At 69.2% G+C, this 17084-nt stretch carries 15 protein-coding genes; 3 read left to right on the top strand and 12 right to left on the bottom strand.

The genetic code is table 11. The features are described from left to right. Window positions 1-23: 23 nt before the first annotated feature. Complete coding sequence (locus GGR64_RS11060) at window positions 24-944, bottom strand: peptidylprolyl isomerase (RefSeq protein WP_184645800.1); 921 nt, start codon at window positions 942-944, stop codon at window positions 24-26. 101 nt (window positions 945-1045) lie between these two features. Further along, a complete protein-coding gene (locus tag GGR64_RS11065; protein ID WP_184645802.1) occupies window positions 1046-2824 on the bottom strand; it encodes an XVIPCD domain-containing protein in 1779 nt (592 codons plus the stop codon). A gap of 170 nt (window positions 2825-2994) precedes the next feature. Here GGR64_RS11065 and GGR64_RS11070 point away from each other — a divergent pair, with 170 nt between their 5' ends. Both GGR64_RS11070 and GGR64_RS11075 read left to right on the top strand, forming a co-directional pair. Further along, window positions 2995-3360, top strand: a complete 366-nt coding sequence (locus tag GGR64_RS11070; protein WP_184645804.1) for a PadR family transcriptional regulator — start codon at window positions 2995-2997, stop codon at window positions 3358-3360. Then, window positions 3357-4277 carry a sensor domain-containing protein gene (locus GGR64_RS11075; protein ID WP_184645806.1) on the top strand — a complete coding sequence of 307 codons (921 nt, stop codon included), beginning with the start codon at window positions 3357-3359 and terminating at the stop codon, window positions 4275-4277. Before GGR64_RS11070 ends, GGR64_RS11075 begins: the two co-directional genes overlap by 4 nt. Before the next feature lie 44 nt (window positions 4278-4321). On the opposite strand, the gene phaZ is transcribed toward GGR64_RS11075, so the two are convergent. Continuing rightward, on the bottom strand, window positions 4322-5632 hold the full coding sequence (gene phaZ, locus GGR64_RS11080) for a polyhydroxyalkanoate depolymerase (RefSeq protein ID WP_160969952.1): 1311 nt from the start codon (window positions 5630-5632) through the stop codon (window positions 4322-4324). A gap of 63 nt (window positions 5633-5695) precedes the next feature. Then, window positions 5696-6301 (bottom strand): class I SAM-dependent methyltransferase, encoded by a 606-nt coding sequence (locus GGR64_RS11085; RefSeq protein ID WP_160969950.1) that lies wholly within the window; start codon window positions 6299-6301, stop codon window positions 5696-5698. Between the two features lie 81 nt (window positions 6302-6382). On the opposite strand from GGR64_RS11085, the gene GGR64_RS11090 reads away from it, so the two are divergent. Next, a complete protein-coding gene (locus tag GGR64_RS11090; RefSeq protein WP_160969948.1) occupies window positions 6383-6838 on the top strand; it encodes a CopD family protein in 456 nt (151 codons plus the stop codon). 162 nt (window positions 6839-7000) lie between these two features. Here the strand turns inward: GGR64_RS11090 and GGR64_RS11095 are convergent, their stop codons facing one another. From GGR64_RS11095 to lpxD, 8 genes are all read right to left on the bottom strand, one after another. Further along, window positions 7001-7960, bottom strand: a complete 960-nt coding sequence (locus GGR64_RS11095; RefSeq protein ID WP_160969946.1) for an acetyl-CoA carboxylase carboxyltransferase subunit alpha — start codon at window positions 7958-7960, stop codon at window positions 7001-7003. An 83-nt stretch (window positions 7961-8043) separates the two neighbouring features. Then, window positions 8044-8907, bottom strand: a complete 864-nt coding sequence (locus GGR64_RS11100; protein WP_184645808.1) for a hypothetical protein — start codon at window positions 8905-8907, stop codon at window positions 8044-8046. 56 nt (window positions 8908-8963) lie between these two features. Beyond that, entirely contained in the window at window positions 8964-12554 is a 3591-nt protein-coding gene (dnaE, locus tag GGR64_RS11105) for a DNA polymerase III subunit alpha (protein WP_184645810.1), read from the bottom strand. Window positions 12555-12711: 157 nt separating this feature from the next. Next, entirely contained in the window at window positions 12712-13404 is a 693-nt protein-coding gene (locus tag GGR64_RS11110; RefSeq protein WP_184645812.1) for a ribonuclease HII, read from the bottom strand. Further along, window positions 13401-14699 carry a lipid-A-disaccharide synthase gene (lpxB, locus tag GGR64_RS11115; protein ID WP_184645813.1) on the bottom strand — a complete coding sequence of 433 codons (1299 nt, stop codon included), beginning with the start codon at window positions 14697-14699 and terminating at the stop codon, window positions 13401-13403. The genes GGR64_RS11110 and lpxB overlap by 4 nt, the downstream gene beginning before the upstream one ends. Then, entirely contained in the window at window positions 14696-15487 is a 792-nt protein-coding gene (gene lpxA, locus GGR64_RS11120; RefSeq protein ID WP_160963990.1) for an acyl-ACP--UDP-N-acetylglucosamine O-acyltransferase, read from the bottom strand. The genes lpxB and lpxA overlap by 4 nt, the downstream gene beginning before the upstream one ends. Before the next feature lie 19 nt (window positions 15488-15506). After that, entirely contained in the window at window positions 15507-15962 is a 456-nt protein-coding gene (gene fabZ / locus GGR64_RS11125; RefSeq protein WP_160970832.1) for a 3-hydroxyacyl-ACP dehydratase FabZ, read from the bottom strand. Further along, entirely contained in the window at window positions 15959-16981 is a 1023-nt protein-coding gene (gene lpxD / locus GGR64_RS11130) for a UDP-3-O-(3-hydroxymyristoyl)glucosamine N-acyltransferase (protein WP_184645815.1), read from the bottom strand. Before lpxD ends, fabZ begins: the two co-directional genes overlap by 4 nt. Window positions 16982-17084: the final 103 nt, after the last annotated feature.

The following is a 17084-nucleotide window of genomic DNA, read 5'->3' on the forward strand; positions in this document are numbered from 1 at the left end:
CGCGCAGTGTCGCGCGGAATGCGCTATTGCGGCGGCGTGCGCACTGGCAGCGGCACGTTGCACAGGTCGATGTGCCCGGCCGGGCGCTTGTAGAACGCGTCGCGGCGGTTGCGCCGCGCTTCGGCGACTTCGCGGAAGGTGCGGGTATCGGTGCGCAACACTTGCAGCGGGGTACGTTCGGCTTCCGGCACGTCGCTGGCCAGGCGGATCGCGCGGATCGGCGTGCGCTGCTCGGGTTTTTCGTAGAAGCCCATCGGGTCCGGCCCGCGCGGGATCACGCTGAGCAGTTCCATGCCCTTGACCACGCGGCCGACCACGGTGATGTTGCGGTCCAGTTGCCGTGGCGACTGTCCGGTGACCACGTACAGTTCGGCGCCGATGCTGCTGTCCTCATCGTTGTTGCGGCCGGCGCCGAGCGTGCCGTAGCAGTGCGCCAGCCAGGCGGTGCCGGCCTTGGGATCGCGCGCCACCGGGAAGCCGTCGACGAAGCCCACCTGCGGCGCCCAGCCATCGCGGTCGGGCAGGGGCTGGAACGCCAGGCCCGCGGCGGGGCGCTGGAATTCGGCCGGCAGATGCGTCTTGGCGCTGCCCAGCGACTTGGCCTTGCCCGGCTCCTCGCCGTCGGGGTCGCCGAACTGCACCACGAAATTGTCCTGCGAGCGGTAGATGCTCAGGCCGTCCCAGAAGTGCTCGTGGGCGAGGGTGCGGATGTTGCCGACGTGCTGCGGCGCGAACGCCGGCGCCAGCTCGATGACGACGCGGCCGGTCTCCAGTTCCAGGTAGAGCGTGTTCGCCGGATCCAGGGTGCGCCAGTCGCTGGGCTTGGAGGCGTCCAGGATCTGTTGCGGGCTGCGGTACGGCACGGCCGGCGGCGGCGCCCCTGCCGATGCGGCGAAGGTGGACAGCGACAACGCGAGGGCGAGCAGGGAAGTGCGCAGCGGCATGAGGGCGGCCCGGTCGGTGAGCGCTCGATTCTCACCGAAGCGGCGGCCGCTGCCAATGCGCCGGCGGCATGGCGCGACCGCCGTGCCGCCGGCAGTGCCGCCTACGACAGCGCGCGCCGCTGCGGTTCCTGCGCCTCCTGCACCGGCGCCTGGCTTGGGGCCGGCGGCAGCGCGGCCAGTTGCCTGGCGCTTTCGGCGGCCGGGATGGTCGCGGCCTGCGCGGCGTCCACGTAGGCCACCCGCTTGTCGCCGGACATGGGATCGCCCTGCACCGCGAACACGCGTCCGTTGTCGTTGCGCAGGACGTGGTCGACCTGGGTCAGGCCGTCGCGCCGTGCCGCCAGCAGCAGGCTGCCGGCGACGTTGGCATCGTAGGGGCTGAGCTTGCTCGCGATCGCCTGCTGCATCGCCTGCTGCTGCGGATCGGCGGCGGCACGTACCTCGGACGCAGCGCCGGTGCTCGGGGCGGAGCGCGCGGGCGCCGACGGTGATGGCTGGTCGGCGCGCTCGACCTGCGCGTCGATGCGCACCAGGTCGCCGCCCGGCGTGCCGCCGGCGCTGCTGGCTACGCGAAACAGGCGCTCGCTCAGGCCGTACTGGGAATTGCCCAGGTTTCGCGCCAGGCCGATCGCGAAGTCCTGCGGACTCTGTTTTTCATACTGGGCGGCCTCGTGCGCGGTCATCGGACTGGCCTGGGCGGCACGCTGGTACTGCTGGCGCAGCGCGTCCATCTGCTGTTCGGAGAAGCGCAGGGTGGCGTTCTGGCCGGCCGCGATCGGCGTATCGGCCGAGGCGGTGTCCTTGCCGGTCAGCGCGGCGTTGAGCAGCTGCGCCTGGTTGTGGTCGACCTTGTCGAAGGTGAACTGGTAGCTGCGCTCGTCCACGCGCTCCTTGCCCGCCGGATCGAACTGACGGGTCAGGGTCATCGGCACGTTGCCGGCGTACTGCACCTTGCCGACCACGCTGGAACTGCCATCGGCATAGGTGGTGCGCACGTTCTCGCCGCTGTTGCGCTGGCCGCCCAGTTCGGCCTTGAACGGACCCAGGCCGAGCTGGGCGCGGGTCTCCGAACTCATGGTCAGGCTTTCGACCTTCTGCACGTCGCCGACGCCGGGCGCGTCGGCGGCGAGTCGGCCGCTGGCCAGGAACGCGCGATAGGCGGCCTGGGCCTGCGGCTCGCGCAGGTCGAAGGTGGCCGTGTGCATGGTCGCCTGACCCAGCGCGTCCTGCCGGCCGAGCATGGCCTGGGCGATGTCGGTCTTCAGCCCCACCGCCTCCAGGCGCTCCACCGCCTGGGTCGGGCCGACCGCGACGCGGACGCGGTCGGCGTCCAGGCGCTCCACCGCAGAGCTCATGCCGGCCGCGTCGGTGCGCTCGCTGGACGTGGCGAAGCCGCGGAACGCGGCCTCCATCGAGGTCTTGGCGAATACCTGGCCATCGAGCCTGACGCGGCCGCCTTCCGGGATGGTCGTGGGATCGAAGGGATTCACCCGCGCGGCGGCGTCGGCCGTGGCCGCGCCGGGCAGCCTGACCTCGTAGCGGCCGCGCTCGCCGGTGGCCTGGGTCAGGCTGCCGTCGGCCGCCAGGCGCCCGGCCTTGAAGTCGCCCTGGATGCGATGGCCCTGGGTGAACTCCATCTCGACGTTGAACGTGGTCTTGCCGTCTTCCTCCTTGCGGCCGGCGCCGACCTTGCCGGTATGCACCACCGCGTATTCCAGCGGGCCGTACTTGGCCTCTGCGGCCGTGCGGCTGTACTCGAGCGAACCCGAGCCGGCCGCCGGGTCGCGCTTGACCCCGCCGACCGAGAACTGATTGCCGGATCCGGCGAAGCTGGCGTCGGTGGCCTGCCCGGGCTGTGGGGTGGCGGGCGTCGAACTCATGCGTGACCTCCTGGATGGCATGCGAGAAAGAAGTCTTCCCAGTGTAGTCAGCGCGGTGTTGTCGAATCGTTTGTCGCACCGGTGGCGGGCAGGCGAGGCAGGCATGACCAACGGCACAGGGACTATGTCGAACTCGGTACTAGTATCTACCTCAACCTAGCGAGGGCGCCATGGTCGAGCCGGATGCACAACTGAAGAAGTTCCAGAAGGAGCTGAGCGCCGGCACGGTGTCGCTGGCTCTGCTGGCGGTGCTGGCCGCGGCCGAGGCGCCGCTGTACGGCTACCTGATCGCCAAGCGCCTGGAGCAGGTGGGCGAGGGCGTGCTCAGCGGCAAGCAGAGCGCGCTGTACCCGGTGCTGCGCAACCTGGAGGCGGCTGGCCTGCTGTCCAGCCATGTCGAGCCGTCGGTGGCCGGGCCGCCGCGGCGTTACTACCACATCACCGCGGCGGGCCTGGCCACGCTGCGGCAATGGGCCGCGGCGTGGCGCGCCACCCGCGATTCCGTCGATTCCGTGCTGAAGGGGATTTCAGAATGAGCAGCGCACACACCGCACCGCGGCCCTTGCCGACCACCATTCCCGACTACCTGGCGCAACTGCGCGCGGCGCTGGCCGGCGCCGACCCGGCGCTGGTCCAGGACGCGCTGTACGACGCGGAGGAATACCTGCGTTCGGAGCTGGCCGAGCAGCCGGGCAAGAGCGAGGCCGAGGTCATCGCCGGTGTGGCCGGCAGCTACGGTGCGCCGGATGAGGTGGCCGAGATCTACCGTGAGACCGAAGTGACGGTGAACCGTGCACTGCGCCCGCCGACGCTTCCCAAGCGCCGCTCGCTTTCCGGTCGCTTCTTCGGCGTTGTCGCCGACCCGCGCGCCTACGGCAGCCTGTTCTACATGCTGCTGTCGCTGGTCACCGGCATCTTCTACTTCACCTGGCTGGTCACCGGCATCAGCGTGTCGGCGGGCATGCTGATCCTGATCGTCGGCGTGCCGCTGCTGGTGCTGTTCTTCGGCTCGGTGCGCGTGCTGTCGCTGGTGGAAGGGCGCATCGTGGAAGTGCTGCTGGGCGAGCGCATGCCGCGGCGGCCGTTGTACAGCGCGCCGCAACAACCGTGGCTGCGGCGCATCGGGCAGATGTTCACCGATGCGCGCACCTGGACCACGATGCTGTACTTCCTGCTGATGCTGCCGCTGGGCACCTTCTACTTCAGCGTGTTCATCACCCTGCTGAGTATTGGGCTGGCGCTCGCGGCGGCGCCGCTGGGGTTCTTCCTGCCGCAGCAGTTCAATGCGATGTTCGTCGACGGGAACCTCATCGAAAGCGCGCCGTGGCTGCTGCCGGTGTGGAGCGCGCTGGGCATCGTGCTGCTGTTCGGTACGCTGCACCTGGCGCGCGCGGTCGGCAAGCTGCATGGCCTGCTGGCAAAGCACCTGCTGGTGCACAGCGCGGGGCAATGACGAGGTGCCGCGGCCGGCGACTGCCGGCCGCGGACGTTACCGGCTCAGCCGGCCTTGCGGCTGCCGCGGCGCTTGAGCGGGGTGACGTTGCCGGCCGCCGGCGCGCGGCTGGCAGCGGCGTTGGCGGCGATGAAGCTGCGCACTTGCGGATACACGATGTCGCGCCAGCGGCGGCCGCTGAAGATGCCGTAATGACCGGCGCCTTGCACTTCCAGGTGCTGGCGGCGCGCGGCGGGAATGCCGGTGCACAGGTCCTGCGCGGCCGCGGTCTGGCCCAGGCCGGAGATGTCGTCCAGCTCGCCTTCGATGCTGAGCAGCGCGGTGTCGCGGATCGCGGCCGGATCGACGCGTTCGCCGTCGATCACCCATTCGCCGCGCGGCAGCAGGAACTCCTGGAACACCACGCGGATGGTGTCCAGGTAGTAGGTGGCCGGCATGTCCAGCACCGCGTTGTACTCGTCGTAGAAGCGGCGGTGCGCCTCGGCGTCCTGCAGGTCGCCCTTGACCAGGTTGGCGTAGAAATCCCAGTGCGACATGAAGTGCCGGCTCGGGTTCATCGCCAGAAAGCCGATGTGCTGCAGGAAGCCCGGATAGACCTCGCGGCCGTGGCCCGGGTATGACGGCGGCACGGTGTGGATGACGTTGTGCTCGAACCAGGACAGCGGATTGCGCGTGGCCAGGTTGTTGACCTCGGTGGGGCTGCGCCGCGCGTCGATCGGGCCGCCCATCATCACCAGCGAACGCGGCGTGGTCTCGCCGCGCCCGGCCATCAGCGACACCGCGGCCAGCACCGGCACGGTCGGCTGGCACACGCTCATCACGTGCAGCGACTCGGCGCCGATGTGGCGGATGAAGTCCTGCACGTAGCGCACGTAGTCGTCCAGCCCGAAGTCGCCTTCGGCCTGCGGCACCATGCGCGCGTCGATCCAGTCGGTGACGTAGACCTTGTGATCGCGCAGCAAGGTGCGCACGGTGTCGCGCAGCAGCGTGGCGTGGTGGCCGGACAGCGGCGCCACCACCAACACGGCCGGCTGCTTCTTGAGACCGTCCACGACCTTGGCGTCGTCGCTGAAGCGCTTGAAGCGCAGCAGGCGGCAGAACGGCTTGCGCAGCACTTCCTGTTCGACGATCGGCAGCGCGTGGCCGTCGACCTCGACATGGTCCAGCGCCCAGGCCGGCTTCTCGTAGTCCTTGCCGAGGCGGTGCATCAGCTCGTTGCTGGCGGCCAGGCGCTCGGCGCCTGGCAGCGTCGACCACAGGCTGTTGGGATCGGAGAAGATCTTGGCGTTGGCTTCGGCCTGGTGCACCCAGGGGGCGAGCAGGTTACGGGTCAGTTCGTGCCACTGGTAGAGCATGCCGGCGTTTCCATCCTGAGCGTATGCTGCCGTGCAGCATAGCGCATCCGCGCTGTTTGCACCTTAATGGGGCACCAGACCAATCGTCTCCAGCGCCGCCGCATCCCCCGCCAACGCTGGCGCCAGCCAGCAATGACTGCCCACCGGGCGCAGCCCGAGCGCACCGAACTGGCGCCGGTACCAACGCGCCGCGCGCGGCTGGAAGCCGGCGTGGTCGCCGTCGAAGTCGTCTTCGGCGGCGAAGGTCTCCAGGAATGCCACGCCGCCGCACAACTCCACCAGGCCGGGCAGGCCCTGGCGCAACTCGCGGCTGGGCACGTAATGCAGCACGTCCGAGCACACCAGCAGGTCCACCGGCGCACACGGCCGCAGCCAGGCGAAATCGCCGAAGCGCGCCGGGTGCAGGTTGCGGTGGCGGCCATAGCGGGCGACCGCGTAGTCGCTGCTGTCGAAGCCGAGATAGCGCAGCTTCGGCCGCAACTTCAGCAGCGGCGCGCGCCAGGCGCCTTCGCCGCAGCCGATGTCGAGCACGCTGCGGATCGGCCGTTCCAGGTAGTACTCGGCCTGGGCCACGGCGAGGGCGACCTTGCGCGTCAGGCGCGCGGCATCGCCGATGCCGTCGCGGCGATACCAGCGCTGGAAGTAGTCGGCGTCGTACTGTTTGCTCATGAGCGCGTGTGATCCGTGCGGGCGCCGGACGAATCGGCGAAAATGGCCGCACATCCTACGCCAGCGACCCGGAGCCAGCGCATGCAACTCTATTTGTGGATCAAGTCCCTGCATCTGCTGTTCGTGATCGCATGGATGGCGGCGGTGTTCTACCTGCCGCGGATCCTGGTCAACGTCGCCGAGAGCGCGGGCCAGCCGCAGGTGCAGGAACGCCTGGCGCTGATGGGGCGGCGCCTGTACCGCTTCGGCCACAGCATGTTCGGCCTGGCGCTGCTGCTGGGGCTGACGCTGTGGCTGGGCTACAAGGTGCTGCCGGACTTCCCGACCATGGTCGCGCCCGGCCACAGCGGCTGGCTGCACGCCAAGCTCGGCCTGGTGGCGCTGATGCTGGCCTACTACATCTTCACCGGCCGCTGGCTCAAGCGCGTGGGCCAGGCACAGCCGCTGCCGTCCTCGCGCGCGCTGCGCCTGTTCAACGAACTGCCGGTGCTCGGACTGCTGGTGGTGATCTGGCTGGTGTTGGCCAAGCCGTTTTGAGCGGGGATTGGGGATTCGGGATTGGGGATTCGTAACAGCGAGTTCCCCGGCGCCGACGTGTTATGGGTTGCCGCGATCAACACTGGAGCGGAAGGCCCCGCTTTTGCGAATCCCGAATCCCGATTCCCCAATCCCGAGTCGCCGCGCGCGGCGACTGGCGCCTCACGCCGTCTCGTAGGCGCCGTAGCCGCGCAGGCGCTCGTAGCGCTTCTGCAGCAGTTGCTCGATCGGCAGCTGTTCCAGCGCGTCCAGTTCGTTGAGCAGGACCGCCTTCAGACGCTTGGCCATCTGCGTCGGGTTGCGGTGGGCACCGCCGATCGGTTCGCGGATCACCTTGTCCACCAGGCCCAGCGCGGACAGGCGCTTGGCGGTCAGGCCGAGTTGTTCGGCGGCGTCCTTGGCCTTGGACGCGTCCTTCCACAGGATCGAGGCGCAGCCTTCCGGCGAGATCACCGAGTAGGTGCCGTACTCCAGCATCAGGGTGCGGTCGCCCACGCCGATCGCCAGCGCGCCGCCGGAGCCGCCTTCGCCGATCACGGTGCAGATCACCGGCACCTTCAGTTCGGCCATCTCCAGCAGGTTGCGTGCGATCGCCTCGCTCTGGCCGCGCTCCTCGGCGCCGATGCCGGGGTAGGCGCCGGGGGTGTCGATGAAGGTCAGCAGCGGCAGCTTGAAGCGTTCGGCCAGCTTCATCAGGCGCAGCGCCTTGCGGTAGCCCTCCGGACGCGGCATGCCGAAATTGCGTGCGATCTTGCTCTTGGTGTCGCGGCCCTTCTGGTGGCCGATGATCACCACCGCGCGGCCGTCGATGCGGCCGAGGCCGCCGACGATGGCCTTGTCGTCGGCGAACGCGCGGTCGCCGGCCAGCTCCTGGAACTCGTCGCAGAACACGTTGATGTAGTCCAGCGTGTACGGGCGCTGCGGATGCCGCGCCAGCTGCGAGATCTGCCACGAGGACAGGTCGCGGAAGATCTGCGCGGTACGCACCCGCAGCTTGTCCTCCAGCGCGCCCACCTCCGCGTCGACGTTGACCGCCGGGCCGGTGCTGGCGTTGCGCAGTTCCTGGATCTTGGCTTCCAGATCGGCGATGGGTTGCTCGAAGTCGAGGTAGTTCGGGTTCATTGGACGCCGTGGTGAACGTGAATGTGGTGGAGTTTAGCCGAATGCCGCGTGGCGACCCGTACGCGGCCGTCCGGTGACTCGGCTCAGGGGCCGGTCACCAGCGCGGGGCTGGTCATGATCTGGCTGACGCCCTCGACGAAGGCGTTGACGCGTTTGTTGTCGTCCACCGACAGGCCGCTGAACAGGCGCGCGGTGGCATGGGTAAAGTCGATCTGCGTGGATACGTAGGTCTTGCGCAGGCGCTGTTGCTCGGCCGGATCGGTCGCATGCAGGTAGGCATTGACCAGCGCGCGCAGCGGCCCGGCGTGCGCCTCCATCACTGGCGGCAAGGCCGGCAGGCGTTCGGCCGCGGGCGTGACCCGGCGCTGCGGCGGCTGCCAATCGCGTGGCTGATGCGCCGCGACATAGCCAGGGGCATCGTGGCTGCTCTCGACGTAGGCGACGAAGTCGTCGGGCGCGAAAATCTTGCGCATGCGCCGGCCGCCGCTGCTGTCGACTGCGCCGACGGCGTTCTCGGGGAATGGGGTATGCACGTCGAAGTCCCAGTCCTTGACGATGAACAAGTCGTGGACTTGCCCGTAGCGGCCTTTCAGTGCCACGCCCCGCACCTCGACCACCGCATCGCCCTGGAACTCGCGCGGCTTGGCGGTGCTGGTCCAGTAGACCTCGTCGACCCAGTAGTAATCCGACAGGGTGGGGTTGACCAGGGCGCCGTCGTGATCGGCGTACACGGTGAAGGGCACGCGTCCGAGTTGCGCGGTCTGCAGGGTGTGCGCGCCCGGCGCCAGTTCCAGGGCCAGTTCGGCATGTGCGGGGATGCTGTGCGGCTGTCCATCGACCTGGATCGGCAAGGCCTGCCCGGTCGGATTGTCGAAGCGGAAGGTTTGCGGACCCTTGCCGCAGGCGGTCAACAACAAAATGCAGCAGGACAGAAGCAAAAAGCGCACGCGGATATCCAGAACGTAGGGAAAAAAGAGACGGTAGATTCGGCTTGCAGCGCGGGTCAGCTCGCCCACGGCGGGCTGTACTTGACCTTCACCGCGCGCACCGCCGGGTCGCCGCGCAGTGCGTCCAGCAGCTGCGGATCCACACGCACCGAATGACTGCCGTTGAGGTCGAGCATGCCGGCGATGCCGCCTTGCGCCGACTGCAGCAGCAGGTCCAGGCGCAGCGGCGTCTTGCCCGGGCGGTGGCGGGCCAGCAGGCCGTCGATGCGCGGCCAGGCGCTGCGCTGGCGCAGGTCCAGGCGCAGCGACAGGCGCTGCGCGTGGTGCGTGCAGATCTGTTCGTAGTCCCAGCACTGGCGGATGCGCATCGCGTAGCCGCCGTTGAATTCGTCCTCGCGCACGCCGCCCTTGACGATGAGGATGCGGTCGCGGGTCAGCAGGTGGCCGAACTCGGCGATGGCGTCGGAGAACGCGCTGCATTCGATGCGGCCGCGGCCGTCCTCCAGTTGCACGAACACCTGGCTGTCGCCCTTGCGGCGCACGCCGACCACCTGGCCGGCGAGGATCGCGCTGACCTCCGGACGCCAGGCGCGCTTCTCGCCATCGCCGCCGCCACTGCGGCCGCCGCCGGACTGTGCGCAGATCTTCTCCAGCGCGCTCAGGTCGCAGCCGACCAGTTCGCGCATTTCGTCGCGGTACGGGTCGAACGGATGGCCGCTGAGGTAGAAGCCCAGCGTCTCGCGCTCGCCGGCCAGCAACTGGCCCAGCGGCCATTCCTTGCTCTCCGGCAGGTCCAGGCGCAGCGCCGGGGCGCTGGTGTCGGCACCGCCGAACAGCGAGTTCTGCCCGGAGGCACGCTCGCGCGCCATCTGCTCGGTGGCCTTCATCACCTCCGGCAACTGCAGCATCAGCGTGGCGCGGTTGCTGCCCAGCCCGTCCATCGCGCCGGCGTTGATCATCGCTTCCAGCGTGCGCTTGTTGAGCTTGGCCGATTCGACGCGGGTGCAGAAATCCAGCAGCGAGGCGTATTCGCCGCCGCGCTCGCGCTCGGCCACGATCGCCTCGCAGGCGCCGCGGCCCACGCCCTTGATCGCGCCCAGGCCGTACTGGATGGTGTCCGGGGTGGCCGCTTCGAACATGTAGGCCGAGGCGTTGATGCGCGGCGGCAGCACGGTCAGTCCGAGGTTGCGCACCTCGTCGAGGAAGCCGACCACCTTGTCGGTGTTGTCCATGTCCGAGGACAGCGTGGCCGCCATGAACTCGGCCGGGTAATGGCGTTTCAGCCACGCGGTCTGGTAGCTGACCAGCGCGTAGGCGGCGGCGTGCGACTTGTTGAAGCCGTAGCCGGCGAACTTCTCCATCAGGTCGAAGATTTCGTCGGCCTTGGCCTCGCCGACGCCGCCCTTGGCCGCGCCCTCGCGGAAGATCTCGCGGTGCTTGGCCATTTCCGCTGGCACCTTCTTGCCCATCGCGCGGCGCAGCAGGTCGGCGCCGCCCAGCGAGTAGCCGCCGACGATCTGCGCCATCTGCATCACCTGCTCCTGGTACACCATGATGCCGTAGGTGTCCTGCAGGATCGCTTCGGTGCGCGGATCGGGATAGACGATCTCCTGCTGCCCGTGCTTGCGCGCGTTGAAGTCGGGGATCAGGTCCATCGGGCCGGGGCGGTACAGCGACACCAGCGCGATCAGGTCCTCGAAGCGGTCGGGGCGGGCGTCCTTCAGCAGCCGGCGCATGCCCGAGGATTCGAACTGGAACACCGCGCCGGTGTTGCCCAAGGCGAAGATGCCCTTGTAGGTGGGCGCATCGTCGAGCGGGATCGCGGCGATCTCCACCGGCGGGATGCCGGCGCGCGCGTGGCGCACGTTGATCGCCTTCACCGCCCAGTCGATGATGGTCAGGGTGCGCAGGCCGAGGAAGTCGAACTTGACCAGGCCGACCTGCTCGACGTCGTCCTTGTCGAACTGGGTGACCGGGTTCTTGCCGAAGTTGTCGACGTCGTGTTCGGCGAACAGCGGGCAGAAGTCCGACAGCGGCGTCGGCGCGATCACCACGCCGCCGGCGTGCTTGCCGGCGTTGCGGGTCAGGTCCTCGAGCTGCCGCGCCAGGTCCATCAGGTCGCGGACGTCGTCCTCGGCCTGGTAGCGCTGGATCAGCTCCGGCGAGGCCATCTCGCTGTCCTTGCCTTCGCCCATCGCATCCTTCAGCGTGATGCCGAGGATGTTGGGGATCAGCTTGGCGACGCCGTCGACCAGGCCGTACGGGAAGCCGAGCACGCGGCCGCAGTCGCGCACCACCGCCTTTGCCGCCATGGTGCCGTAGGTGATGATCTGGCTGACCCGGTCGCGGCCGTACTTGCGCGCCACGTAGTCGATCACCTCGTCGCGGCGATCCATGCAGAAGTCGATGTCGAAGTCGGGCATCGACACGCGTTCCGGGTTGAGGAAGCGCTCGAACAGCAGGTTGTACGGCAGCGGATCCAGGTCGGTGATCTGCAGCGCCCACGCCACCAGCGAGCCGGCACCGGAACCGCGGCCCGGGCCGATCGGAATGCCCTGGTTCTTGCCCCACTGGATGAAGTCGGCCACGATCAGGAAGTAGCCGGGGAAGCCCATCTTGATGATGGTGTCCAGCTCGAACTCGAGCCGGTCCACGTAGTCCTGGCGGGTCTTGCCGGGCGCCAGCGGATTCTTTTCCAGGCGCGCGGCCAGGCCGTCGCGCGACTGGCTGCGGATCCAGCTGTCCAGCGTCTCGTCGTCGGGCACCGGGTAGGCGGGCAGGAAGTAGGTGCCCAGCTGCATCTCGATGTTGCAGCGTTTTGCCAGCGCCAGCGTGTTGTCGATCGCGTCGGGGATGTCGGCGAACAGCGCGGCCATTTCCTCGGCCGACTTCAGGTACTGCTGATCGCTGTAGTCGCGCGGGCGCTTGGGATCGTCGAGCACGCGGCCGGAGGAGATGCACACGCGCGCCTCGTGCGCGGCGAAGTCGCTGGCGTACAGGAAGCGCACGTCGTTGCTGGCGACCACCGGCAGGCCGCGGGTGCCGGCGGCGTGCAGGGCGAACTGGTTGAACGCCTCCTCGCCGTCGCGGCCGGTGCGGGTCAGTTCCAGGTGCAGGCCGTCGCCGAAGATGCGTTGCCAGTCGGCCAGTTGCTGCTCGGCCAGGTTGTGGCGGCCTTCGCTGGCCAGGCGCCCGGCCAGGCTCTCGCGGCCGGCCAGGGCGAACAGGTTGTCGCTGCCGGTCTGCAGCCATTCCGGGCGCAGCGCCACGCCGCCTTCGTTGCGGTGGCCTTCCAGCCAGGCGCGGGTCAATAGACGCGACAGGCTGAGGTAGCCGTCGCGGTTGCGGCACAGCACGGTCAGCCGCCACGGCGCCTGGGTGCCGTCGGCGATCAGCAGGTCGGCGCCGGCGATCGGCTTGATGCCTACGCTCTCGGCGGCCTTGTAGAACTTGACCAGCGCGAACAGGTTGTTGAGGTCGGTGACCGCCAGCGCCGGCAGGTCCAGCTCCACCGCGCGGCTGAGCAGGTTGGCCTGCTTGGCTTTCTTCGGGTCAGCCTGATCCGGTTTCTCGGGCACACGGATGGTCGAATCCGCCAGCGAGAACTCGGTGTGGATGTGCAGATGGGCGAAGCGGGAAGTGGACATGCGGAACCAGAGCGATGCCCGGGCAGGGTAGCGGCGGGGGCCGAGCCGGGCAAGGCTTGACAGGTGGGAGCGGGGATTCGGGAGTAGGGATTGGGGATTCGTTGCGGTCTCACTGGGCGTTGAGTGCGCGCGATTGCCCGGGATTCCGCTGAACGTCCTACGCCAGCTGCAGCGATTCCATCGAATCCCGAATCCCCACTGCCGAATCCCGGCCCTCCAGGGCCATCCGCACGGGCGCGAAGCTGCGCCGGTGGTGGACGCAGGGGCCGTGCGCGGCCAGCGCGGCCAGGTGCGCCGGGGTGGCGTAGCCCTTGTGCAGGTCGAAGCCGTAGTGCGGGTGTTCGTCGTGCAGGCGCTGCATGATCCGGTCGCGGGTGACCTTGGCGACGATCGAGGCGGCCATGATCGCGCGGTCCAGGCCGTCGCCGCCGACCAGCGCCTCCGCGGCGCAAGGCAGGCCCTTGGGCACCCGGTTGCCGTCGATGCGGGCGAAGCCTGCCACGTGTGCCACGCCCTCGACCGCGCGGCGCATGCCCAGCATGGTCGCCTGATAGATGTTCAGGCGGTCGATCTCCTCGGCCTCGATCAACACCACCTGCCAGGCCAGCGCACGCTCGACGATGCGCGCATAGAGCGTCTCGCGGCGCGCCGCGGTCAGCTGCTTGGAATCGTCCAGCCCGTTGATGCGGGTACGCGCCGGATCGAACACCACCGCCGCCACCGCCACCGGCCCCGCGAGGGGCCCGCGGCCGGCTTCGTCGACGCCGGCGTAGAGCCGGGATTGGGGATTGGGGAGTGGGGATTCGCAGAGCAGTTCCTGCTGCGGCGATGGGGAGTCTGGGCGCTTCATGCCTTTGCTTCTCTCGAATCCCGAATCCCCACTCCCGACTCCCGGCTCTCAAGCAACTCGAGCACCGCATCGGCCGCCCGCGCCGAGGCGTCCTGGCGCAGCAGCAGATGCAGGCGTTCGTATTCGGGCTGCAGCGCCGCCACCGCTTGCGGATCGCGCAGCCAGTGCAGCAGCGCGGTGGCCAGCGCGTCGGGGGTGCAGGCGTCCTGCATCAGCTCCGGCGCCAGGTCATGGCCGGCGAGGATATTGGGCAGGGCGTAGCGGTCCACCTTCAGCAACCCAAGCGCCTTGACGATGCGGTAGGTGAGCGGGGCGACCTTGTAGCCGACCACCATCGGCCGCTTCACCAGCATCGCTTCCAGGGTCGCGGTGCCGGAGGCAAGCAGTACCGCGTCGGCGGCCAGCAGCGCGGCGCGCGCCTGGCCGTCCAGCACCTGGGTGGCGGCCGGCGGCAAGGCCGAGCGCGCGAGTTGCTCGGCGATCAGCGTCTTGCACGCGGCATTGGCGGCCGGCACCAGCACGCGCGCGTTCGGAAGCTGCTGCAGCACCCGTGCGGCGGCGGCGAAGAAGGTGTCGCCGAGCTTGCCGATCTCGCCCAGGCGGCTGCCCGGCAGGACCGCCAGCACCGGTGCGTCGGCGGGCACAGCGAGAGCCGCGCGCGCCGCGCCACGGTCTTCGTGCAACGCGATCGCGTCGGCCATGGGGTGGCCGACGAAGCGCGCGTCCACGCCGTGCCTGGCGTAGATCGGCGGCTCCATCGGGAACAGGCACAGCACCCGGTCGGCGCTGGCGCCGATCTTGGCCGCGCGCTGCTCGCGCCAGGCCCACACCGACGGACTGACGTAATGCACGGTGCGCAGCCCGCGCTGCTTCAGCCAGCGCTCCACGCCGAGATTGAAATCGGGGGCGTCGATGCCGACGAACACGTCCGGGCGCCAGGCCAGCAGCCGCTCGCGCAGCGCGCGGCGCAGCTTCAGCAGGCGCGGCAGGTGCCGCAGCACTTCCAGCAGGCCCATCACCGCCAGCTCGCTGGCGTCGAACCAGGTCTGGCAACCGGCCTGGCGCATCGCCTCGCCCCCGACCCCGGCGAACTCGGCGTCGGGGTAGCGCGCGCGCAGCGCCTCGATCAGCCCCGCGCCCAGCAGGTCGCCGGAGGCTTCGCCGGCGACCAGCGCGATGCGCAGCGGCGCTGCGCGGGGATTGGGGATTGGGGATTGGGGATTCGCAACAGCGGAAGCGGCGCTATCAGCGCCGTTACCAATCCCGAATCCCGAATCCCGAATCCCGGCATTCATCGCAACAACGGCCGCTCGCTGGATTCGATGAATTCCAGCATCGCGCGCACGTCCTCGCTGCCTTCGGCCAGCACCGCCAGCTGGTGCTTGGCCTCGGCCAGCGGCAGGCCGGCAACGTACAGCGCGCGGTAGGCGCGCTTGATCGCGGCCACGCGCTCGGGATCGAAGCCGCGGCGCTTCAGGCCTTCGCTGTTGATGCCGCGCGGGCGCCCCAGCGAATTGCCGCCGACCATGGTGAACGGGGGCACGTCGCCGTTGATCAGCGCGCCCATGCCGAGGAAGGCGTGATCGCCGATCCGGCAGAACTGATGCGCGCCGGCGAAGCCGCTGATGATCACGTGGTCGCCCACTTCCACGTGCCCGGCCAGGGTGGTGTTGTTGGAGAACACGCAGTGGTTGCCGACGATGCAGTCGTGGGCGACGTGGGTGTAGGCCAGGAACCAGTTGTCGCTGCCGACGCGGGTGATGCCGCCGCCGCTGCCGGTGCCGCGGCTGATGGTGACGAACTCGCGGATCACGTTGCGGTCGCCGATCACCAGTTCGGTGCGTTCGCCGGCGAACTTCTTGTCCTGCGGGTCGCCGCCGAGCGCGACGTGGCCGACCAGGCGGTTGTCGCGGCCGAGCCGGGTCGGGCCGACGATGCTGCAATGCGAGCCGATCTCGCAACCTTCGCCGATCTCCACCTCGGCGCCGATCACGGTGAAGGCGCCGACGCGCACGTCGGCCGCCAGCGTCGCCGCAGGGTCGATGACGGCTGACGGGTGGATCAGTGGGGCGTTGGCGCTCATCGCAGATCTCCTGCCAGGGTCATTCGCGGGTGCCGGCGCACAGCACTTCGGCGCAGGCCACGACCTTGCCGTCGACCTTGGCTTCGCCGTAGTACACCGCCATGTTGCGGATCACCCGCTTGATCTCCACGTGCAGCTCCAGCACGTCGCCTGGCACCACCTGGGCGCTGAAGCGGGCGTTGTCGACCTTGACCATGTAGAACAGCTTGGACTGCGCGTCGCGGCCCATCGCCAGTTGGGTCAGGATGCCGCCGGCCTGCGCCAGCGCCTCGATGATCAGCACGCCCGGCATGATCGGCTGGCCCGGGAAATGGCCCTGGAAGTACGGTTCGTTGATGCTCACATTCTTGTGCGCGACGATCCGGCGGTTCTCGAAATCCAGCGAGACCACCTTGTCCACCAGCAGGAACGGGTAGCGGTGCGGGAGCAGTGCGCGGATCTGGGCGATGTCCGGCAGGGGCTGATCGTGGCTCATTCCTTCTCCTTGCTGACAGACAGGATGCGACGGGCCAGGGCATCGAGCTGCTTGAAGCGCGCGGCGTTCTTGCGCCACGTGCGGTTGTCGGTCAATGGGGTGCCGGACGAGTACTCGCCCGGCTCGTGGATGGAGTTGCGCACGACCGACTTGCCGGTGACCACGACCTTGTCGCAGATCTCCAGGTGGCCGACCACGCCGACCGCGCCGCCGAGCATCACGTAGCGGCCGATCTTGGCGCTGCCGGCGATGCCGGTGCAGCCGGCGATGGCACTGTGCGCGCCGATGTGCACGTTGTGCGCGACCTGCACCAGGTTGTCCAGGCGCACGTCTTCTTCGAGGGTGGTGTCTTCCAGCGCGCCGCGGTCCACGCAGGTGTTGGCGCCGATCTCGCAATCGTCGCCGATGCTGACCCCGCCCAGCTGCGGCACCTTGATCCAGCGGCCGGCGTCCATCGCCAGGCCAAAGCCGTCGGCGCCGAGCACCGCGCCGGGATGCACGCGCACGCGCTGGCCCAGGCGCACCCGGGTGACCAGGGTGACGCGGGCGATCAGTTCGCTGCCGGCGCCGACCTGGCAGTCTTCGCCGATCACGCAGCCGGGGCCGATCACGCAGCCATCGCCGACCACGCTGCGCGCGCCGATGCTGACGAAGGCGCCGATGTGCGCGGTGGGCGCCACCTGTGCGCTGGGATCGATGCTGGCGCTGGGATGGACGCCCGGCGGACGCGCCGGCGCCACGTCGAACAGCGCGGCGATCTTGGCGAAGGCGACATACGGATCGCGCGCGATCAGCGCCGTGCCCGGCGCGGCCTCGGCGTCGTCGGCACGCAGCACCACGATCGCCGCGGTGCTGTCGGCCAGTTGTGCGCGATAGCGGGGATTGGCCAGGAAGCTGAGCTGTCCCGGGCCGGCCTGCGCCAGCGTGGCCACGCCATGCACCGCGACGCTGCCGTCGCCATGCACCTGCAGGCCGAAACGCTCGGCGATCTCGTCAGCGGTATAGGTCGAAGTATTCACCGGGGGATTCTACCGTGTGCCATCGACACGGTCATACGTACGGCCGCGTAGGGCGCGTGACCCGCTCGCGCAACACCGTCTCGAACAGACTCGATCAATCTAC

Source organism: Xanthomonas sp. 3307, assembly GCF_014199735.1.
Lineage (GTDB): Bacteria > Pseudomonadota > Gammaproteobacteria > Xanthomonadales > Xanthomonadaceae > Xanthomonas_A > Xanthomonas_A rydalmerensis.